An 18,502-nucleotide genomic window follows, 5' to 3' on the forward strand; every position below is an offset into this window, starting at 1 on the left:
GACCGTCATCGAGCTACCGCCTTCACCACGGGGGCGACGCCCTCGAACACCACCGGCTCGGCCACCACCACCTGGCCGCGACTCCCGACCGGCGCCACATCCACATCCCGGTACCCCGGAAGCCCCAGCAGATTCGCCGCGCGCGCCGGGCCCTCCAACTGGTAGCGGACCAAGCCGTCCACGCAGGTGATCCGCACCCGGGTCCCCGCAGCCCGCCGCGGGATCATGCCGCACGCCGACCGGACGGAGGCCACCTGACCTGCGAACCACCGCACCTCCGCCTCGCGGACCTCGAAAGCCCCCGACGGCAGCAGATCGAATCCGACCCGGTCGGCGAGCAGCACCGCCGCCCGCCGCCGCCACCACCCTGCAGCGGCAGCCCACACCGCAGCTGCGAACGCCGCCACGGCCAAGATCCACCACACGTGCCCGTCCAGGTAGGCCCGCACCTGATCTGGTGCCGTACGCACCGTGTCGAGAACGGTCAAAGGGTCCACGATCACACTCCTGTCCGAGGTATCGAGCTCTTCACCTCGTGCAAGCCCCCGCGCATCGGTACTTGTGACAGGTCGCGGTCATACGATTGGCGGGCGGCCGTTGCCCTACCACTTCGGCCCCCGCTGCCGCGCTCACGCCCCGGGACGTAGCATCACCGCATGGCCGAAACGTTTCCTCCCCATCTGGTTGACCTGCAACGACGCGCCAACGCCGCCCGAGCGGCACTTGCGGCCCACCGCGCGGACGTCGACAAGGACCGCGAGGCGGGACGCCAGGGAACCGACGGACCGCTGCGCCCGTGGACGCAGAAGGAGGACGATAAGCACAACGACCTCCTGAAGGAGGTCATCACCGCGGCGACGCAGCTGCGGGCCGCGATCCCCGCGGAACGGCTCAAGCCCACCTTCGACGTCCTCCAGGGCCTGAAGGACGCAGCCCGTGAACCCGCTGGCACGAGCTGACCTCGGACAACTGGTGCGGGTCGTGGAGCCGCGGTTTGACGCGCGCGAGCTCGATCAGGGCGACGGGCGGGTTGCACCCACCAGGCCCCCGGTGGTGTAGAGGTCGACGATCTGGACGTCGAGTCCGGTCTTCGGCGCCTCGATTACCTTGCCCGCCCCGTAGTACATGGCCACGTGGTAGGCGTCGGTTCCGCGCCCGGTGTGGGAGTAGAAGACCAGGTCGCCGGGCTGGAGGGAAGCCATCGGCACCGGGTTACCGGCGGTGGCGGCGTACTGGGCGGCCGCGGTGCGGGGCAGATGGAGGACCGGCCACCACGCCGCCTGGACGAGGCTGCTGCAGTCGAACCCGGCGTGGCCGGCGGCGAAGCAGGACCCGTTGAGCATGCCGTTGCCGCCGCTGCAGAAGCCCACGGACGGGCCTTCGGGTGTGCCGCCGCCCCAGACGTAGGGGGTGCCGACATAGGCGGCCGCCCGGCGTACCGAATCGGCCCCGGCCCCGGTGCCCACGACGGGCGGTGCGGACTCGACGGTCCACGCGGCAGCCTGTGCCTCGACTGCGGCGACGTACTCGGTCGTCTCCTTGAACGGCGGGACGCCCTCGTAGCGGGCCACGGCGGCCCATCCGGCGTTGTAGCCGGCCAGCGCCAGGTCGACGGGCCAGCCTGTGAAGTGGGAGGCGGTGGCCTTCTTCAGCAGGGCGCACATGAACCGGCCCTGGGCGGCGATGGCGTCGGCGGGGTTCCACACCGAGGACTTGCCGTCGCCGTCGCCGTCGGTCTGCCACGTCGGCCAGGTGCCGGGCGTGAACTGGGCGATCCCCTGCGCCCCGGCCGGTGAGATGGCGCGGGCGTTGAACCCGGATTCCCGGTAGAGCTGCGCGGCCAGGATCGGAGCGGGAAGACCCGGGCACGCCGCGGCGGCGGCCCGGATCCACGGCTCGATCTCGGCGGGGACGCTGCCGGGCCTGAGATCGCCGTTCGCGGCAGGCCCCGGGGCCTGGGAGGCCTTGGCAGCGTCGGAGGCGAGCCGGAGGCGGTCCGTACCCGCGCCGGCGCCGACCGCGATGAACAGCACGAGCACTCCGACGACGAACACGGCAACGCCCGCGATGCCGCCGCCGATCCACCAGATCCGGCTCTTCACGGCCTGCCCCGCCGAGGTGCGGGGCGCCGAGGTGTCGGCGGTGCCGGAGACGCCGGCACCGGGCCGGGCGCAGGACTCGGCGGCGGAGCACCGGCACCGGGAGCCGGCGGCCGTGGAGCGGCAGCCGCGTGTCGTCCAAGCCGTCGGCGCAGCGCTTCCTGGCGGGCCGAGGCGGCCGGTGCGCTTGATACGGGGCGAGCCCCGGCGCGGCGGGCCCGCGGTGACGGAGGGCCCGGCGGACGTGGCGGAGGCGGCGGCGTGCCGGGCGGTAGCCCAGGGGCAGGGGCGGGAGGAGGAGTCGGCGGTGGCGGTGGCGGGACGGTGGGCGGGTGAGGGACTGCCAGCCCGGGTCGGGTGCGCGGGACGGGCCGCGGCTGCGGGCCGCGGCCGCGCGCGGGGGCCAGACGGCGGGCGAGGTGGCGACCGCTGCCGAGAACTGTGGTCGCGGTTCCCCCGGAAAGGGCCAGTGCGCCGAGGGTGACCACGCCGCGGGTGATGCGGCTGCGCCGGGCGGTGTCGCGGTGGGCGGTGCGGAAGATCGCGCCGCCCGCGCCGCCGATCCGGGAGTTCTCCAGCCGGCTGCGCAGGCCCGTCGCGGACTGCCGGGCGGCTGCGGCGACCTTGTTGCGGTAGATGAACACCGCGATGCTGACGATGTCCAAGACGATGAACCGCAGGGACAGGCTGTTGCCGAAGGCCGAGTCCAGCGACGGGTCGAGCAGCGTGGTGATGACCACGAGGAACACCGCGAGCAGCAGCACGGACATGATCAGGAGCTGGAAGACCTTCAGCAGGGTTCCGCACCACTGCCACAGCAGGGTGCGGCCGCCGCCGGGTACGAGGCCGGCCAGCATCACCAGCTCGCCGCGGATCGACTCCAGGGCCACGCGGCACTGGGCGACCAGGAACGACCCGGCCAGGCGGCAGATGAACACGCCGACGATCACGGCGGCGAGCAGTACGAAGAACGCGCCGGCGACCTTGTCCACGGACGCTTTCTTCGCCGCGCCGACGTCCCCGGTCACGCACTTGTCCTCGAACGCGCTCATGGGCGGGTGCCCGTAGTGGTCCTTGACCCAGCTGCCGGCGATCGAGACGACCTTGTCCACCGCCCAGTCGTTGAAGCCGGTCGGGTCGACGATCGTCCCGACCGTCGACATTCCCGGCAGCTTCAGGTCGCCGGGGGAGTCGCTGTCCTGGATCAGCTGGATGATCCCGTCGGCCTTCCGGTCGTACGCCAACTGGGCGAGCTTGGCCTCGGCGTACGCGCTGGCGCAGTCACCGGTGAAGGTCTGCCCGTACTCCAGGAGCTGGGCCGGTTTGACGACGAAGGCGTCCGCGAGGGCGTCGGTGATGGGCCGGGCCAGGTCGTGGACGTCGCCGCCGCCGGAGCCGGATGCAGTACCCGGATCGGCGTTGATGATGACCTCGGCGACTTCGAGGCTGAAGCCCTGCGCCGCGCCGAGCAGCCCGCCGCGGTCGCCGCCCATCAGCTGCGTGGCGGGGGAGGCCATCGAGGTGAGCATGACCCCGGCGATCAGCAGGGTCAGGGCCAGTTCGCCGACGCCTTTCGTACGGTCGCCGAGCAGGATGTGCCAGGCACAGATGGTGCCGGCGACGGTCAGGCACAGCATCGGCAGGCCCATTGCGACGACGACGTGCGTGTTCAGCGCCGCCGACACCTCCAGCACGGGCCGCAGGAGGATGTTCGCCAAGCCGAAGCCGAGCGCCCACACCAGCAGCCACGACAAGAACGCGGCCGCCCACTTCGTGCCCATGAACGCCAGCTCGATGAGGAACCCGTAGACCTTCAGCTGCCAGTCCGACCACCCGCCGGTGCCCGGATTGACGGTGTACACCGACAGGGGGATGCCGTACCGGTCGGTGGCGTCGAAAACCCCCAGAACGCCGCCCTGCTGCGGAAGCTCCTTGCGCAGGGCGTCGGTGGCCTGGGTCAGCGCCTGATGCCGGGAGGCGTCGGTGGGCGTGCCGGAGCCGAGGCGGGCGGTCTCGTCGAGGACGTCCTTGTCGGCGTCGGACAGTCCGCCGGTGCCGTCTGCGGAACCGGCCGTGCCCGTGGCGGCCGCCCCGGAACCGGAAGTTCCGGTGACGGTGGGAGCCGGGGTAGGGGTGGGGGCGGCGTGGGCGCTGGCCGTCCACAGCACCGTCGTCAGCAGCGCGAGGACGGCCAGGGCGAGTATCCGGCGCCGGGTCAGGGCCGCGCGCAGCAACGTCCACCGCCTGGTGTGCGCCTTCGCCTGCGGCCCGCGGGGGAGGGCGGCTCTCATACCGCCCTCCGGCCGGGCGTGGAATGGATCTGCCGCTCCACGTTCGGATCGGCCGGGATGAGCACCCGCATCGTCCCGACGCGCTGGTGCAGGTCGCGGTACAGGCACTCGCCGAGCCGCGACGCCGCATCGAAGCCCTCCGCCCCGTCGGCGGGCTGCTTGCCGCGGGCCGGCGACAGGCCGGTGGTGACCAGCTCCAGCAGCTCCGAGTCGTCCGGGGGCAGGCCGAGGAAGTCCAGCCCGCGCCTGGCCAGTCCCCGGTCGCGCTGACGGAACAAAAACCGGTGGGGGATCAGGCCGCGCAGCACCGCGCCGAGCTGGCTGTCCTCCGGGCCGATGTCGTACGGGTCGTGCGTGCCCAGCAGCGCACCGGCATTCCGCTTGCGCCCGTCGCGCAGCAGCTCCAGCAGCAGCTCCTGGCCCTCCGGGCTGGACGTGAGCCACCAGCACTCGTCGAAGACGCTGACCGCGAACTCGTCCCTGCTGCCCAGGGTGATCTGACGGCACATCGCCGCGACCAGGTACATCAGCGCCCGGCCGAGGACTTTCTCCCACTCCAGGCGCTCCATGCGGTACTGCGACTCCAGCTCGGAGCGCTTGGGCAGCTGCAACGCCGACACCGAGAACACCACGCAGTCTGCGGTGCTGGCCGCCAGCGGCGGCAGGCCGGGGTCGAAGATGACGCGTGAGAGGTCTTTGCGGGCGGCGGCGGCGAGCTTGCGCGCCAGGCCCCGGGCCGCAGGGTCTGCAGCGCCCCGCTCGGCGAGTTCCGCGGTCAGCAGGTGCATGGACGGGACCGGCCGGGTGAGGACCGCGGCGACGGCCTCGGACAGCACCACCCCTTCCTCGCTCATCGGCATCACGCCGAGCAGCAGCGTCAGGAACGACTCGGCGCGCCGCGCCCGCTCCGCGCCGTGGAAGATCCGCAGCGGGTCCAAGCTGACCTTCGCGTGCTGGTCGACCTCGATCACCTCGGTGGTGCCGGGGCACGCCTTCGCGAACCGCTCCCACTCCCGGTCCTCGGTGCGGTCCACGACCGCGGCCCGCCCGCGCGACCCGGGCCAGTTCGCCTTGCGGCCGGCCGCGAGCACCAGGTACATCGCCGTCTTCAGCCCCACGGACTTGCCCGCGCCGAGCTCGCCGATGAACGCCGCCGACGCACTGGCGTTGGTGGCCGGGCCGCGGGAGAAGTCGACCAGCACCGGGCGGGTCCCACCGCCGGTCAGCTGCAGCCCGTACAGCGGTCCGGTGTCGTCGCCGAGCTGGCTGCCCGACCAGGGCATGGCCATCGCGAAGTCCCGCGCCAGGAGCGACTGCGCGTACCCGACCATGATCCGCGGCGTGCGCGCGCCGGGCAGCATCCCGTGCCACAGCCGCTCCTGCTCGCCGACGGGCCGGGTCAGCGTGTAGTCGGCGGCGGAGAAATGCGCGCGCAGCGCCCGCGCCCGCGCGTCTGCTTCACCGGGGTCCGGCCCCCACACGCACAGCGTCGTCATCGCCTGGACGTCGACCTCGGCGTGGGAGGCGCCGATGCGCTCCCGGTTCTCCTTGAGGTCCGCGACCGCGTCGGTCTGCGCCGCGGGCACACCGGTGGCCTCCTGCGCGAACTCCTTCTCCTGGTGCACGAGGTTGCGGGCGCGCTGCCGGGTGCGGCGCAGCATGGTGCTGCCGTCCGTGATCTTCAGGCGGCACACCCAGTCCACGGGGAAGTCGAAGTCGTCCAGCGCCGCCAGGTACTCGCTGCCGGGGAACGCAAAGCGCCGCGGCATCTCGGCCAGGGCCAGCAGCGCCTGGTACGAGGTCCCTTCCTCGGTGTCGACCTGGAGATGCAGTGACCGGAACGGGTTGTGCCCGCGCCCCCGGCGCCCGTGCTGCCGGCGCCGGCCGCCTGCTGCCGGTTCGTCGCCCGGCCATCCGCGGCCGCCTTCGGTGAGCAGCACCTCGGACAGCGCGGCCACCGTCCGGCCGCGCCCGTGCGGCACGGCCGCGTCCGACGGGTCGGGCAGCAGCGGCCCGGTGATGCCCCGGTGGGCGGCGTGCCCGTACATCCACAAGATCTCCGCCTCGGTCGCGGCCCGCATCGCGATGCCGGCCGGCCACGCCGCCGCCATCTCCTGTGCCTGCCGGATCCTGCGCTGCTGCTCAGCAATGCCGACCGGTGCCGGGACCAGCCCCAGCGTCGCGGCGACGTCCGCGCGGACCGCGAGGAAGACCTCCGCAGCCGCTGCGGACGCACTCGCAGCCGGGAGCGGCACCGCGAGCCAGTCGGTGCGCCCGGTCAGCTCCAGCCCCTCCAGCTGTGTGAGAACCCGGTCGGCCAGGTCGATGTAGTCCGGGCTGGTGTCCCAGTCGACGTCGTCGGTCATCGCCCGCACCACCGCCCGCGGGTCGACCTGCGGGCACAGGCTCAGCAGCATCGGCTCACCGCGCAGCGCCTTGACCACCGACGCCACCTCCTCCAGCCGCTGCCGTTTCGCCGCGCCTGTGGTGTGGGTGTAGTTCGCCGGGGCCACCCTCCACACACCCCACGCCGTCCCGTATGTCGTCCACAGGACGTTCCCGGCGACGTGCCGGATCGCCAGCGTCATGACCCCTCCCTCGCTGCGCGCTGCGCCAGCAGCGCCTGCACCCCGGACACCGCGACCGCGGGCGGCGCAACCGCAGCCCGCTCCCGGGGCGGGGGATTTGCGTCAGCGGCACGGGCGCGCGACCGGGGAGCAGCCGCCACCGTGCAGGCCGGGGCCGCGGACGGGTGAAGGTCCACGCTGATCTGCGCCGCGTGCCGCCGGGACGGCGCCGGCCGCCAGGCGCGTCCGCGCAGCCGCCCGCCCGCCGGCGCAGCGGCCAGACCCACCAGGCTCGCCAGCGCCAGCACCGGGTTGCGGTGGTCGACCTGCACCCGGTGGATCACCCAGCCCGCGGCGATCGGCACGACCACGACCACCGCGATGTCCCAGTAGCCGCCCCCGCCCCACAGCGGCCGCGTCACGATCAGCACCACGAACCCGCCGATCATCACGCCCAGTTGCGTGAGCGTGTACGGGCCGCCGGGAATCCGCCCGCCTCCGGCCCACTGCCCGATCTGCAGCGGATACCGGCGGGCCGCGGTGTAACAGGCGCCCTCGATCACCTCCTCGTCGGCGGCACTCACCGGGACCCGTCCGCGGGCAGAGACCCGGAACCGCCGGAGACGGGCGCGGAGTACCCGCTGCCGTCGCCACCGTCGAGGTCGTCAGCGGTCTTGCTGGCCAGCGCGCCCATGTTGGCTACGCCGTACCAGACGATGGCGCCCATCACGATCGCGCCCAGCGCGGCCGGCCCGGACCTGGTCCTGAGCCACACGCCGAGGACGAAGAGGATGGCGATGATCGGCAGCCCCCAGGCCAGCAACAGGTGTTCGATGCCGCCTCCCAGGTAGTTGCCGGTTTCCAGCCAGCTGCTGGCCAAGGTGTTCATGACCTGAAGTCCTTTCGTCGGTCGTTCACGGAGCCGAAGGCGTCGCCGGGGAAGGCACGGCGTTCGCCGCGGGCTGTGCGGGCAGCGGGCCCAGGTCCAGGGAGGTGATCTCCCACCGGCCCGCGCGCGCGGTGAGGGTGACGGCGTACTCCAGCGGGACGCGGTCCCCGTCCTGGCCGGTGGCGAGCACGGAGGCGAGAAGGTGCTGGCGGGCGCCGTCCGCGGGCACCTTCTCCGGGTCGCGGCCCTGCGTGCCGTCACCGGCGGCGGCGATCGTGTCGACCACGACGGAGGAGTACGGGGCGGGGGTGACCGGGGCCATCGCCACGCCCGGCGACACGAAGCGCTCCAGGCCGCCGGGGGCGCCCGTCAGGTAGGCCGTCAGGAAGTCGTGCAAGGTCCGGGCGCGGGGGTCGGTTGTGGAAGCGGGCTGTGCGGGCCCGTAGACCAGCTGCGGGGGCGTCACCGGCTGCGGGGCGGCGACTTCAGCAGGCGCGCCCAGCGCGGTGAAGCCCCACGGCCCGGCCGAGCCGTTCCCGGCCGCGGCCAGCAGCACCTGGAAGTACCGCACCGCAGGCGGGCCGGATCGAGAACCGCCGCCCGCGTCCGCGGTCGTCCGCGAAGGGGCGGTGGCCGTCGGCGGCCCGCCGTGCCCGGTGACGCGTGCGCCGACGGTCACCGACCACAGACCGGCGCCGACCGCGACCGTCCGCACGGCGGCCGCCTGCGTCACCTGCCGAGCCCCGGGCTTCCCCTCGAACGGCGCCTGCCGCGCGCCGGGCCAGAACTGCGCCACCTCGTCCGGGCCGGCGGTCAGGAACGCCGACACGTACAGCTCGGCGAACCCCGCGGGCCCCGTACCGGCAGGCGCCGCCGTCGCGGCCGCGGAGGAGACGGTCCGCGGCACCACATGTTCGACCGCGGATGCCGCGGACAGCAGCGCCGTCACGCCCAGCACGGGCCCCGCGACGATGACCGACCACGCCGCCCACCTCGCCACGGCAGCCCGGTTCGCCGCACCACCGCTGGACATCGACCAGCCACCGATCCGGTCGCCGACCGCCATCTCCCCGGCCCCGACCACGCTCTCGTCCGCCCAGGCGCCGTCGGTCCGCCCGGTGCTCCGCCACTTCACGACGACGCCTTCCGCCGACGCGCCGCGGTCAGCTCCGCGATCCGGGCACGCAGCTCGTCGTCGGTCAGCGCCCGCACCTCGGCGAAGTCCGCGCACGCCTCGTCGGCGCCCGCGAGATACCGCAGCGCCGCGTCGGCCGTCTCGCGCGAGAACGGCTCGTGGACCAGAGCGGCTGCCAGCAGCGTGGCCTCCCGCCGCTTCTCCACCAGCCGCAGCTCCTGGTCCGTCGGGCCATCTGCCGCGCCGTGCTCCACCCCTGCGCTCACCACGTGCACCCCTTCCGCTTTCTGCAGCGGCCGATCCGCCGCTCGTCTGCTGCAAGCCCGCCGCGCCGCGCGCTTGTGACGGCTGTTCACGCCGCGACTGCGGCTGTGGACCCGCAGGCCTGGCGCAGGCGGCGCACCGCACGCGAGCGGCGCTGCCGCCAGGCCGTCGGCGTCGTACCGGCCTGCCGGGCGGCGTCCTCGTCGCCAGGTGCTTCCGGCCGGTAGTAGGCGTGCACCGCCTCCACGGCCGCCCGGTCCAGGACCCGCCGCTCCAGCGCCCACAGCAGCAGCTCGACGACCTGCCCGCAGGCGCCGTCCAGGTCCTCCGCGGCCGCCGAGGCAAGACCCGGTACGCCGCTGGCGCGAGCGGCCGCCGCCAGCCCGCGCAGTTCCGCCACCCGGTCCGGCCCCGGCCCCGGGTCGGCGCACACCAGCTGCTCGCTCAGCGGCTCGGCCCGCGCGGTGTCGTAGGAATCCCGGCGCAGCTCACGGTGCGCGGTGCGCAGCGTGTCCAGCAGGATGTTCGCCGCGATCTTCGTCGGCCTGCGGTCCAGCGGGTACAGGCGCACCACCTCGTACAAGGCGGTGACCACGGTGTGCACGACCTCGCTCCGGTTGTGACCGAAGGCGCGCATCCTGCGCGCGGTGACGACTGCGCCCGGCAGCATCGCCTGCACCACGAACCGCGCCGCCAGCTGCGCGCGCGGCCCCTGCCCGGCGGCGTGCGCCAGCACGGCCGCCATCCACCGGTCGCTGTGGACGCGGCCCAGCTCCCGGTCCCGGCGCCCCAGCAGCGGCAGCACCTCGGCGAGCGCCACCGGCCCCTGCCCGGCGTCGATGACGCCCGCGTCGGCGAGCCAGCCGTTCACCCACCGCGCGGCGCGCGGGTCCGCGCACACCGCCGGCCACTCGGCGTCCAGCCGGTCAACGGCGTTGTCGTAGCTGCTCATCTCGGCACGTCCTTTCAGGTCCGTGCCGAATCTCCTCAGCGCCCCTTGCCCGCGGGCTTGCTCAAACCGGCGCCGCCGCAGGGCAACCGGTTGCAACCCGGCAATCACCCGGACGGCCCGTACCGGTGCAACCGCCCCCGGCACCGCGGTACCAGGACCCGTTGCTTGTGCCTCTCCTGGCTGCGGCCGAGGCGGTCCCGGCCGATCTTCAAATGGGCTCCGGCTGGCCGGCGCGCCGGTGCCGCAGCCGCAGCGGGCTGAGCCGGCCGCGGGTTTCGCCGCGGGTTTCGCGGCTGGTTTCCCGGCAGGTTGCGCGGCCCGTTTCGTCGTCGGTTTCGCGGCAGGTTGTACCCGGCGCACCGGCAGCTCCGCGTTTGCCCAGGTCACCCGGCAAGTGCAACCGGCAGGGCCCTGTCGACACCTCCTCCCTGGGGAGGGAGGAGGGCTGTTCCGGGTGTACTGCGGGGAAGGCCGGCCCGCCGCGCCCGGCATTCGCCTCCGTCCGAGGGAGGCCTCCCGACCGTGCCCCGCTCATCCGCCCACTCGCATCGTCCCGATGTCGCCGTGGGCGATCTTGCCTCGGGCCGCCCTGTGTCGGCTGACCTGCAAAGTTCCCGGATGAACCGGCGTGTTCACCATCCCTGAAGTGATCTATGTGCGGTATAGTTTTCTTGTTGGGCCGGGGTGGCACCGGCCAACTCTCCGAAACCACACCTCCGACCGAGGGAGCAGCATGCCCGCATCCGTCAGCCCCGGCGAAGCGATCACCCCCCGCCCCGCCCCGTTCTACGGGAACGCGTGGGAGGCCAGCCTCCTGCGCGACTTCCTGGCCAACTGGCTCCACAACCCCTTCGAGGCCGCGATCTTCCGCGAGATCACCGAGCTGGAAACGCTCGCACGCCGCGCGGTTCAGGCCGGGTACTACCTGCGGCGGGCCGCCGACGCCCCCTACGCCCTGGGCACGGCCTGGCTCACCAGCGCCGCAACCGTCTACCGCCGCCGTGCGCAGTCCACCGCCGACGAGATCGACCTGATCGCGCATGAGGCCGACGTCAACGGCGAGCCCATCCCCACCAACATGCGTGTGTGGGCAGCCCTGGTGTCCGCGAACGCCTCGGCGGCGGCCTGCCTTGAGAAGGCAGCCTCCATCATCGGTGCCCCCGGCGGCGACCAGGACACTGCCCGCGCGCTGATGCGCACCGCCGCTGACCGACTGGACGCCCTTCGTCCCGCCGTCCGCTGAACCCCCGGCGGGGCCAGCAGGCCCCGCCGCACCCGGTGCGGGGGCGCGCCCCCGCACCACCGACCCCACTCCAAGGAGCCCACCATGTCGCAGACCACCGCCCAGCAGCAGACCCCCGCCGCGGCCGACGCCGCCCAGTTCACCGCATCCCGGCGCAACCTCGTCGAGGCGATCAACCTCGCCGCGCTGGCGGTGTCGGCCCGCCCGACCGCGCCGACTCAGGCCGGTGTCCTGCTGGAGTCCGCTCCGGGAAGCGTCACCCTGCACGCGCACGACTTCGACACCACCGTGTCGGTCACCCTGCCCGCGGTGCAGACGCGCACCGGACGGACCGTAGTGGGCCACGCGGAACTCAAGCGGGTTGTGGCCGCCCTCGCCGCAGGGGAACCCAAGTCGGCCGCCGACCGGATGCCCGTCACGCTGGCGTCGCACATCGTGTCCGTCCCAGACGTCGCGGTACCCCTCACCACCCTCCCGGCGGCGGAGTTCCCCGAGCTGAGCACGCCCGTCTTTGCCCAGATCACTGTCGATGCCGAAGCGCTCTTGGGCCAGCTGGCGCGCGTGGTTCCGGCGGCCGGAACGGACGAGACGCTTTCGGCGCTCACATGCGTTCGGCTCGACCTGGAGGGCGACGCGCTGACCCTGGCCGCCACCGACCGCTACCGGCTGGCGCTCGCCGCCCTCGCGTGCCAGAGGGTCGGCAGCCACGGATCCTTCAGCGCCCACGTGCCCGCGTTCACCCTGGGCAAGATGGCCCAGCACATGCGTCGGTACACCGGGAGCGTTGGCATCGGCGTCACCACAGCACCCTGGGGTGCCCTGATCACCTTCACCTTCGGCGACACGAAGATCAGCATCCGTTCATGGGAAGGCGGCGCCCTCCCGCCCGCGGACAGCCTGATGCCGTTGGCGGCCCATCTGTCATTCACCCTCGCCCGGGAAACGATGGTCAAGGCGGCCCAGAAGGCGGTTGCGCTGGCAAAGGCCAAGTCCGGCAAGGACGCCTTCTGCCTGATCGACGGCGTGGCGCCCGGAACGGTCTCGGTCGCGCCGTACTTCGGCGAAGCGGACCGTGACGCGGTGCGCGGCATCACCGTGCCTGCGACCCTCACCGCGGGGGCGCCAGAAGCTTTCGCTGCGTCATCCGTGGTCTTCAACGCGCGTTTCCTGCTGGACGCGCTCGGAGCGTTCTCCGGCGACGGCATCACCGTCCACCAGGCGGCCGCAGGGTCGGACGGGCGGGTCTGTAAGCCCGTCCTGCTCACGGACGGGCCGGAGCTGGCGGGAGAGGGGTACCGCCACCTGATCATGCCGATCCGGCCCAGCGACTGACCACAGGTTCGGTCGCCGGGCTCCGCCGACGCGTGGTGGGCGAAATACCCGCCCCGCGTCGGCGTGTCCCGCACCTGAAGTGATGTAAGTGCGGCACAATTTTCTTGTTGGCTTCGTCGGGGTGAACCGCTTTGCGGGACGTCACCGCGCGCAACCTCAGGGCTCCGTGGCGGAGCCCGGCAACCGAAAGCGCCGTCAAGGAGAAGTGCCATGCCGATTACAACCGTCAGCCCTGCCGTCCTCCTCACCGCCGAGGGTGACATGGCTTCGATCGCCCTTCCCCTCGCGGGCGCGGACAGGCTCACCGTGATCCGCTCCGTTCTCGACTGCCAGGACCCCCGCCCCGTAGCGCTCGCCGGTCACCTGGACATGTGGCTGGACGAGGAAGGCGGGCACAGTCAGCCCGTCAACCACTTCGCCGCCAACTTCGCGAAGCACTACGGCTTGACCTGGCAGGAGTGCCACGGCCCCGTACTGCTCACCGGAGGCAACGAGATCGGCGGCGAGATCTACCCGGTCTTCGTCGAGTCGGTCCGCACCCTGGCGGCCAGCTACCCCGGTGAGGGCTGAAGCCCTGGACGGCTGGCGCGGGCAGAATCACCTGCCCGCGCCAGCGTGTCTTGGATCCATCGCGTGATTAAAATGCGGTATAGTTTTCTTGTTGGGTCGATTGACCCACATGGGCCCCGTGGCAGGGCCCGCCCCCGAAGGCCTCACCCCCTACACGCGCAAGGAGCGACATGACCATGCCTGCGACCGACGCCAACACCGCTGTTCTCCTCACCCCGCAGGGGGACATCGTCCAGATCGACCTGCCCGCAGATGGCGGGGACCGACTCACGGTGATGTACTCCGTCATGCGCTGCCGGAACGTGGACGTAGTGGCGCTCACCGACCGTCTGGACATGTGGCTGGACGACGAGGGCCTCTACAACCACCCCGTCAACCCCCTGGCCACCTACCTCGCCGTGCGCCACGGCTTCACCTGGCAGAAGTACCACGGCCCCGTACTCGTGACCGGCGGTGCCGACGCCGACGGCGACACCCTGCCGCTCACCGCCGACCAGGTTCGCGCCCTGCTGACCAGCCTCCCCGGCACGCCGAACTGAAATCGGCGGCCATCCAGCGTGCGCATTGCGCACACCTGTGGCAGACTCATGGTGTGCGCAATGCGCACACCATGAGAGGAGAAGATGACATGGCTGTCACGGTCACCAAAACCGCAGGCTACGCCGCCGAGATCACCTGGGCGCAGGCCGACGACCCTCACGGTCGGCTCGCCAGGTCGGTCGAGACCACCGAGCTGGCGTACGCCCTGGAGCTGCTGGGCAGGGGTTCACACGACTACGACGAAGAGCAGGCGCTCCAGGCCGTGAGGTACGCGACCGAGCTGGCCCGGCTGCTGGAGACGGCCGCCGCGATCGAGGTGGTCCGCCTGCGCGATGAGCGGGGCCTGTCCTGGCGGCGGATCGCGGCTGAAGTTCACGACGAGGCCGACCGGCAGTCCACCGTCCGGCGCCAGTACGACGCCGGTCGTCGGCAGCTCGGTGTGACGCCGCGGGAGGCTCGCGCCACCCAGCAGCAGAGCGGCGGCTCCGTGACCTACGGCGGGAGCATCGTCCACGGCGATCAGGTCGGCCACAGCGGCGGCACCCTCAACGGCGACGTCGTGATGGGCGACAACGGCCGGTAGACCTACCCCTCCCGCTCCGTAACGGCGTCCCGCCCCCGGCATTGCAGCTGCCGGGGGCGGGACGCCGTTCATCGTAGGGAAGCAGCGCCCGCCGGTGCGAGTAGGCGTCGTAGTGGCAGCGGACGGAGGTGTGGAAGGGCCTTTGGCACTGACGGATCCCGTGCCGTCTTCCAGCTCTACGCCCACTCGACGCCGAGCGCGGCGAGGGCGGCGAGCTGTTCGGCGGTGAGTTTGTCGCGGCGGGTTTTGGTGTTCGAGACCCACACGCCGAGCCGGATGACTACCGGTTCTGTCTGGCCGCCGATCGTGATTGTTTCGGTGTGTCCGCGGGGTACGGGCCGGTAGCCTTCCCGCTCGACCCACTGCGTGAGGGCCGTCAGGCCCCGCTGGAACGCCTGTGCCGCCTTGCCTGTCCCCTTCGCCGCATCCCCGGTTGCTGGGGCGGGAGACGGGGCCACAGGGGCGTGCATGCCGAGCGTGATCAGCCGCTCCTGTTGCTCGGTCGACAGCTGCTTCCAGGTGCCGGGTTTCTGCTGTCGCCAGCGCCATTTGCCGATGTCGTCGCCGTCCCAGATGACGCCGGGGGCGAGGTAGGGCAGGGCGCCTTCGTCTTCGACGATGTCGGCGAGGACCCGGTAGTGGCGCTGCCAGTCCAACGGCCAGGGGCAGTTCCAGTCCGGGTCGATCTCCGCGAGCTGCGCCGCGCGGACGGCGGCCCGTTCCGGGTCCTTGCCCAGGCCGCCCTTGCGGCGGAGGTTGGCGAGGTGCTGCCCGATGGGCACCATCGCCTCGCCCTCGCCCCACACCGCGTCCTGCCGGGGCGCGAGGTGCCCGGTTGCCCGCCGGTAGGACCGGAAGGCCGACAGCTTGGCCTCCCACGCCTCCTCGCCGGGTTCCCAGACCATCCCGGCCTCGGGGGCGTCCAGCAGCTCCTTGCGGCGCGGTTCCAGTTCCCCGGCCCGCAACGCTTTTCGCTGCTGGTGTACCCAACGCCCCAGCGGGAAGTCCTTGGTGACGCCCACCGCCGACTCGGTGTCGTACGGCACGGCGTGCAGGCCGGTGATCTTGTTCTCCGCCCGCCACCGCAGCAGGGCCTGGTAGCCCTCGAGCCACACCAGCGAGTCCGGGCGGTAGACGCGGGTGCGCAGGAACGCCGCGATCGTCGCGGCGTCGCGGGGGCTGGCGAAGTTCAGAAGTGCTGACTCGGCTGCAGCGTCGGTGTCGTCCTGCTCCCGGTCCTCGCCCTCGCCGCCAGCCCCGACGATCCGGCCTTCTTCGTCGCGCTGCACGTGGACTCTGCGCTCTTCCCGGCTCCGGGTGAGGGCGCGGGAGGCGAGCTGCTCGACCAGGCGCTCGTCGTGGGAGCGCAGGCCCTGGAGGACCGCTACGAGCGGTGCGAAGCTGGCAGAGGCGACCATGTCGGTGGGGTCCTCGCCGGGTTCGAGGAAGACCGGCACGATGATCCGGGCGACCTTCGTGGTCCCGTCGGGGTTGGGGCGCAGGGCGCGGCCGATGTTCTGGACGATCTCGACCTGGGAGCCGCGGGTGTCGGCGAAGCAGATCGCCTCCACCCCCCGGGTACCCACGATGTCGACGCCTTCACCGAGCACGCGAACGGATGCGAGGAACGCGCGGTGGACGCGCCGCCCGGCGGCGTCGATGCCGTTCGCGAACTGCCGCAGCACCTCGCGGCGTTCGGCGACGGTGTGGTCGCCGCACAGCCACGCGGACCAGACCCGGTCCGGGGGAACGTGGCGGCCGGTCTGCACCTCGTCGGGCTCTGCGCCGAGGGGGGAGACAGGGCGTTCGTCCGCCTGTTCCAGGACGTGGTCGGTGACCGGGTCGGTGTACAGGTCCGCGGCGGTCTCGCCGAGCTTGTCGGCGAACGCGGCGGCTTCCTCGACCCGGTGGTGGAACGTCATCACGGTGCGCAGGTTGAGGCGGGCGGCGTGTTCCAGCAGCGCGGCCTGGAGCAGGGCCAGGCGTCGGCCGCGCCTGGCTTCGTCGGACAGGCCGACGAAGTAGTCGGGGTCCTCGATCTCCAGCACGTCGATCTCGAACCCGGCGAGGATTCCCCGCTCGATCGCCTCCGACAGCCCGAGCTCCGCCCCGGGGAGCCAGGCCCCGAAGGTGCCGTCGGGGTCGTCGGCCATCGACGCGATCTCCAGGTCTTTCCCGTCCTTGCCCTTCTGCGGCCGGGGGGCGGCCAGGAGGCGGGGGGTCGCGGTGAGGTAGAGGCGGAAGTCGGCGGGGATGCGGGTGTTGTCGTGGATCGCCGCCCACGGGCGCCCCAGGTCGCCGGCGGTTCCGTGGGCTTCGTCCACGACGGCGAGGTGGAAGCCGTCCATGCGCTGGCCGTAGAGGCGGTCTCCGCCCGCCAGGGCGGCCTCCAGCGGCCCGCGCACCTTCCGGCGGCCGGTCATGTCCTCGGGGTCCTCGCGGTCCACGAGAGAGGCGTACGTGGCGAACACCACGACCGGCCCCGACCCGGCCCACAGCGCGAGCTGGATCGGATTGGTGGTGGCGCGCACACCCAGCCCGTTCAGCACCTCGTCGTTCTCCAGGGAGCAGACGGCGACCATGGGGGAGCGGTGGCCGACCGCCCGCCACGCCTGGGCGGTCTGCACCAGCAGGTCCAGCGTCGGGACGGTGACCAGGATCCGCCCCTCGGGGAAGGACTCCAGGGCACTCGCAGCGGCCATGATCGTCTTTCCGGACCCGGTCGCGGACACGATGGTGCCCCGCACCCCCTGAGCGGGCACAGATGATCTTGCGGGGAATCCGGACCACTTCCGGACGGCCGCCTTCTGCTTTACCTGGTGCTCCCTGAGTGGAATCGCAGACATTTCCTCACCTCCTCTTCCAATGAACTCAGGCAGCCGTGTGCGGGTAGTTGTAGGGCCGGTCATCGATCCACCGGCGGGTATTGCACAGGTGCCAGCCGCCCGGGTTATCGCCCTCGGGCTTCACCTCCGGGTCGTAGTGGCCGGCCTCCCGAGTGCACCAGATGACGTCCCCGGTGCTGTACTCGATCGTGCGGGCGTTGCACAGCGAACCGTCCTCACCCAGCATCTCCACCACCCGGCGCCACTCCATCGTGTGCGGATAGGTCCGGTGCAGCGCCTGGCGCGCGAACGCACGCAGCCGCTCCAACTCCGTAGCACCCTCCGGTGCCAGCTTCCCGGCCTGCAAGCGAGCCGCCGAAGTCGCCCGCCCGCGTTGCTGGAACAACTCGTCGGCCGTACGCACCAGGCGGCCCCGAACGGAGGCCACACCTTCCATCCAGCCCGCTTCCGCACCTGCCCCGGGGGCCCGAACACCTCGCTCCACGTCACCCAGGGCTCGTGCCACGGCTCCGGCCTCGATCGCGTTCACCAGCACATCGGCATCCTCGGGCTCCAGCCCGGCAGCCTGCAGCAGTACGTAGGCGCGCAGCCGTGCATTCCTGGCGGCCTTCCGGTACTCACCGACTCGCTGGTCGAGATCACTGCTCAACTGAATTTCTAACGGCTGCACCTGATCAGGCATTACAGATAGCTCCCTTGGGATCGGATTGCGGCTGGCAGTTGTGGGGCTGTCCTGTGTTTCCGCCAACGGTACATGCAGCATCACCCCGATGCACCCGCTACACTAGAACCCACACGAACGAGCGACCCCCACCCCTGTAGCCAGCCCGGCCCGCGTCAGCGGGCACCAGGTCCTCAAGGCGCAGCCGCGAGGACCACCCCCGGCGGGGAAGCGCAGCGCCCCCGCCCCACGAGCACACCGCACTCCCCAACCCACACCAGGAGCCAAACGCCCGCACCTGACACCCCAACAGCACGGGCTGCGCACCGCGCGGCCGCCGGACGCGCAGCGGCCGGCCCCACTCCCGACCGGAGCGCAGCGAAGGCCGGGCCCCCTGCGCAGCAGGGGGCGGTGAGCGAAGCGAACCGCTGCACTTGCTGCGCGCGCAGCGCGCAGGTACCCGCGGAGCGGGTACCTGCAGATAGGAAGAGCGGCGGGTAGGGTAAGAGTGGTGGTTGAGGGGGGGTGTT

Annotated in this window: 17 protein-coding genes; 6 read left to right on the top strand and 11 right to left on the bottom strand. The window is 72.3% G+C overall.

The window, feature by feature from the left end; all coding sequences use genetic code 11:
- Positions 1-5: 5 nt before the first annotated feature.
- The gene (locus ACWERV_RS32745) at positions 6-488 is read right to left on the bottom strand and encodes a hypothetical protein (protein ID WP_452940112.1); all 483 of its coding nucleotides are present in this window, start codon (positions 486-488) and stop codon (positions 6-8) included.
- Between the two features lie 168 nt (positions 489-656).
- On the opposite strand from ACWERV_RS32745, the gene ACWERV_RS32750 reads away from it, so the two are divergent.
- Positions 657-959 (top strand): hypothetical protein, encoded by a 303-nt coding sequence (locus ACWERV_RS32750; RefSeq protein ID WP_452940113.1) that lies wholly within the window; start codon positions 657-659, stop codon positions 957-959.
- 54 nt (positions 960-1,013) lie between these two features.
- Here the strand turns inward: ACWERV_RS32750 and ACWERV_RS32755 are convergent, their stop codons facing one another.
- The 8 genes from ACWERV_RS32755 to ACWERV_RS32790 form a co-directional block, all read right to left on the bottom strand.
- The gene (locus tag ACWERV_RS32755; protein ID WP_452940115.1) at positions 1,014-2,102 is read right to left on the bottom strand and encodes a C40 family peptidase; all 1,089 of its coding nucleotides are present in this window, start codon (positions 2,100-2,102) and stop codon (positions 1,014-1,016) included.
- Positions 2,099-4,390, bottom strand: a complete 2,292-nt coding sequence (locus ACWERV_RS32760) for a hypothetical protein (RefSeq protein WP_452940117.1) — start codon at positions 4,388-4,390, stop codon at positions 2,099-2,101. Before ACWERV_RS32760 ends, ACWERV_RS32755 begins: the two co-directional genes overlap by 4 nt.
- Complete coding sequence (locus ACWERV_RS32765; protein WP_452940119.1) at positions 4,387-6,978, bottom strand: ATP-binding protein; 2,592 nt, start codon at positions 6,976-6,978, stop codon at positions 4,387-4,389. Before ACWERV_RS32765 ends, ACWERV_RS32760 begins: the two co-directional genes overlap by 4 nt.
- Positions 6,975-7,541, bottom strand: coding sequence for a hypothetical protein (locus ACWERV_RS32770; RefSeq protein ID WP_452940121.1), 567 nt, complete (start codon positions 7,539-7,541; stop codon positions 6,975-6,977). Before ACWERV_RS32770 ends, ACWERV_RS32765 begins: the two co-directional genes overlap by 4 nt.
- Entirely contained in the window at positions 7,538-7,846 is a 309-nt protein-coding gene (locus ACWERV_RS32775; protein WP_452940122.1) for a hypothetical protein, read from the bottom strand. The genes ACWERV_RS32770 and ACWERV_RS32775 overlap by 4 nt, the downstream gene beginning before the upstream one ends.
- 25 nt (positions 7,847-7,871) lie before the next feature.
- Positions 7,872-8,981: a conjugal transfer protein gene (locus ACWERV_RS32780; RefSeq protein ID WP_452940124.1), complete on the bottom strand. Its 1,110-nt coding sequence runs from the start codon at positions 8,979-8,981 to the stop codon at positions 7,872-7,874.
- A complete protein-coding gene (locus ACWERV_RS32785; protein WP_452940126.1) occupies positions 8,978-9,247 on the bottom strand; it encodes a hypothetical protein in 270 nt (89 codons plus the stop codon). The genes ACWERV_RS32780 and ACWERV_RS32785 overlap by 4 nt, the downstream gene beginning before the upstream one ends.
- A gap of 86 nt (positions 9,248-9,333) precedes the next feature.
- On the bottom strand, positions 9,334-10,197 hold the full coding sequence (locus tag ACWERV_RS32790) for a hypothetical protein (RefSeq protein WP_452940128.1): 864 nt from the start codon (positions 10,195-10,197) through the stop codon (positions 9,334-9,336).
- Between the two features lie 733 nt (positions 10,198-10,930).
- Here ACWERV_RS32790 and ACWERV_RS32795 point away from each other — a divergent pair.
- From ACWERV_RS32795 to ACWERV_RS32815, 5 genes are all read left to right on the top strand, one after another.
- Positions 10,931-11,440, top strand: coding sequence for a hypothetical protein (locus tag ACWERV_RS32795; RefSeq protein WP_452940130.1), 510 nt, complete (start codon positions 10,931-10,933; stop codon positions 11,438-11,440).
- Positions 11,441-11,524: 84 nt separating this feature from the next.
- Complete coding sequence (locus tag ACWERV_RS32800; protein ID WP_452940132.1) at positions 11,525-12,772, top strand: DNA polymerase III subunit beta; 1,248 nt, start codon at positions 11,525-11,527, stop codon at positions 12,770-12,772.
- 210 nt (positions 12,773-12,982) lie between these two features.
- Positions 12,983-13,342, top strand: coding sequence for a DUF3846 domain-containing protein (locus tag ACWERV_RS32805; RefSeq protein ID WP_452940134.1), 360 nt, complete (start codon positions 12,983-12,985; stop codon positions 13,340-13,342).
- 170 nt (positions 13,343-13,512) lie between these two features.
- Positions 13,513-13,881, top strand: a complete 369-nt coding sequence (locus ACWERV_RS32810; RefSeq protein ID WP_452940135.1) for a DUF3846 domain-containing protein — start codon at positions 13,513-13,515, stop codon at positions 13,879-13,881.
- A gap of 89 nt (positions 13,882-13,970) precedes the next feature.
- The gene (locus tag ACWERV_RS32815; protein WP_452940137.1) at positions 13,971-14,465 is read left to right on the top strand and encodes a hypothetical protein; all 495 of its coding nucleotides are present in this window, start codon (positions 13,971-13,973) and stop codon (positions 14,463-14,465) included.
- A 176-nt stretch (positions 14,466-14,641) separates the two neighbouring features.
- Here the strand turns inward: ACWERV_RS32815 and ACWERV_RS32820 are convergent, their stop codons facing one another.
- Together ACWERV_RS32820 and ACWERV_RS32825 are read right to left on the bottom strand one after the other, a co-directional pair.
- Positions 14,642-17,311 carry a Helicase associated domain protein gene (locus ACWERV_RS32820; protein WP_452940138.1) on the bottom strand — a complete coding sequence of 890 codons (2,670 nt, stop codon included), beginning with the start codon at positions 17,309-17,311 and terminating at the stop codon, positions 14,642-14,644.
- A 25-nt stretch (positions 17,312-17,336) separates the two neighbouring features.
- Positions 17,337-17,993, bottom strand: coding sequence for a hypothetical protein (locus tag ACWERV_RS32825; RefSeq protein ID WP_452940140.1), 657 nt, complete (start codon positions 17,991-17,993; stop codon positions 17,337-17,339).
- Positions 17,994-18,502 lie beyond the last annotated feature (509 nt).

Source organism: Streptomyces sp. NPDC004031, from assembly GCF_053604375.1.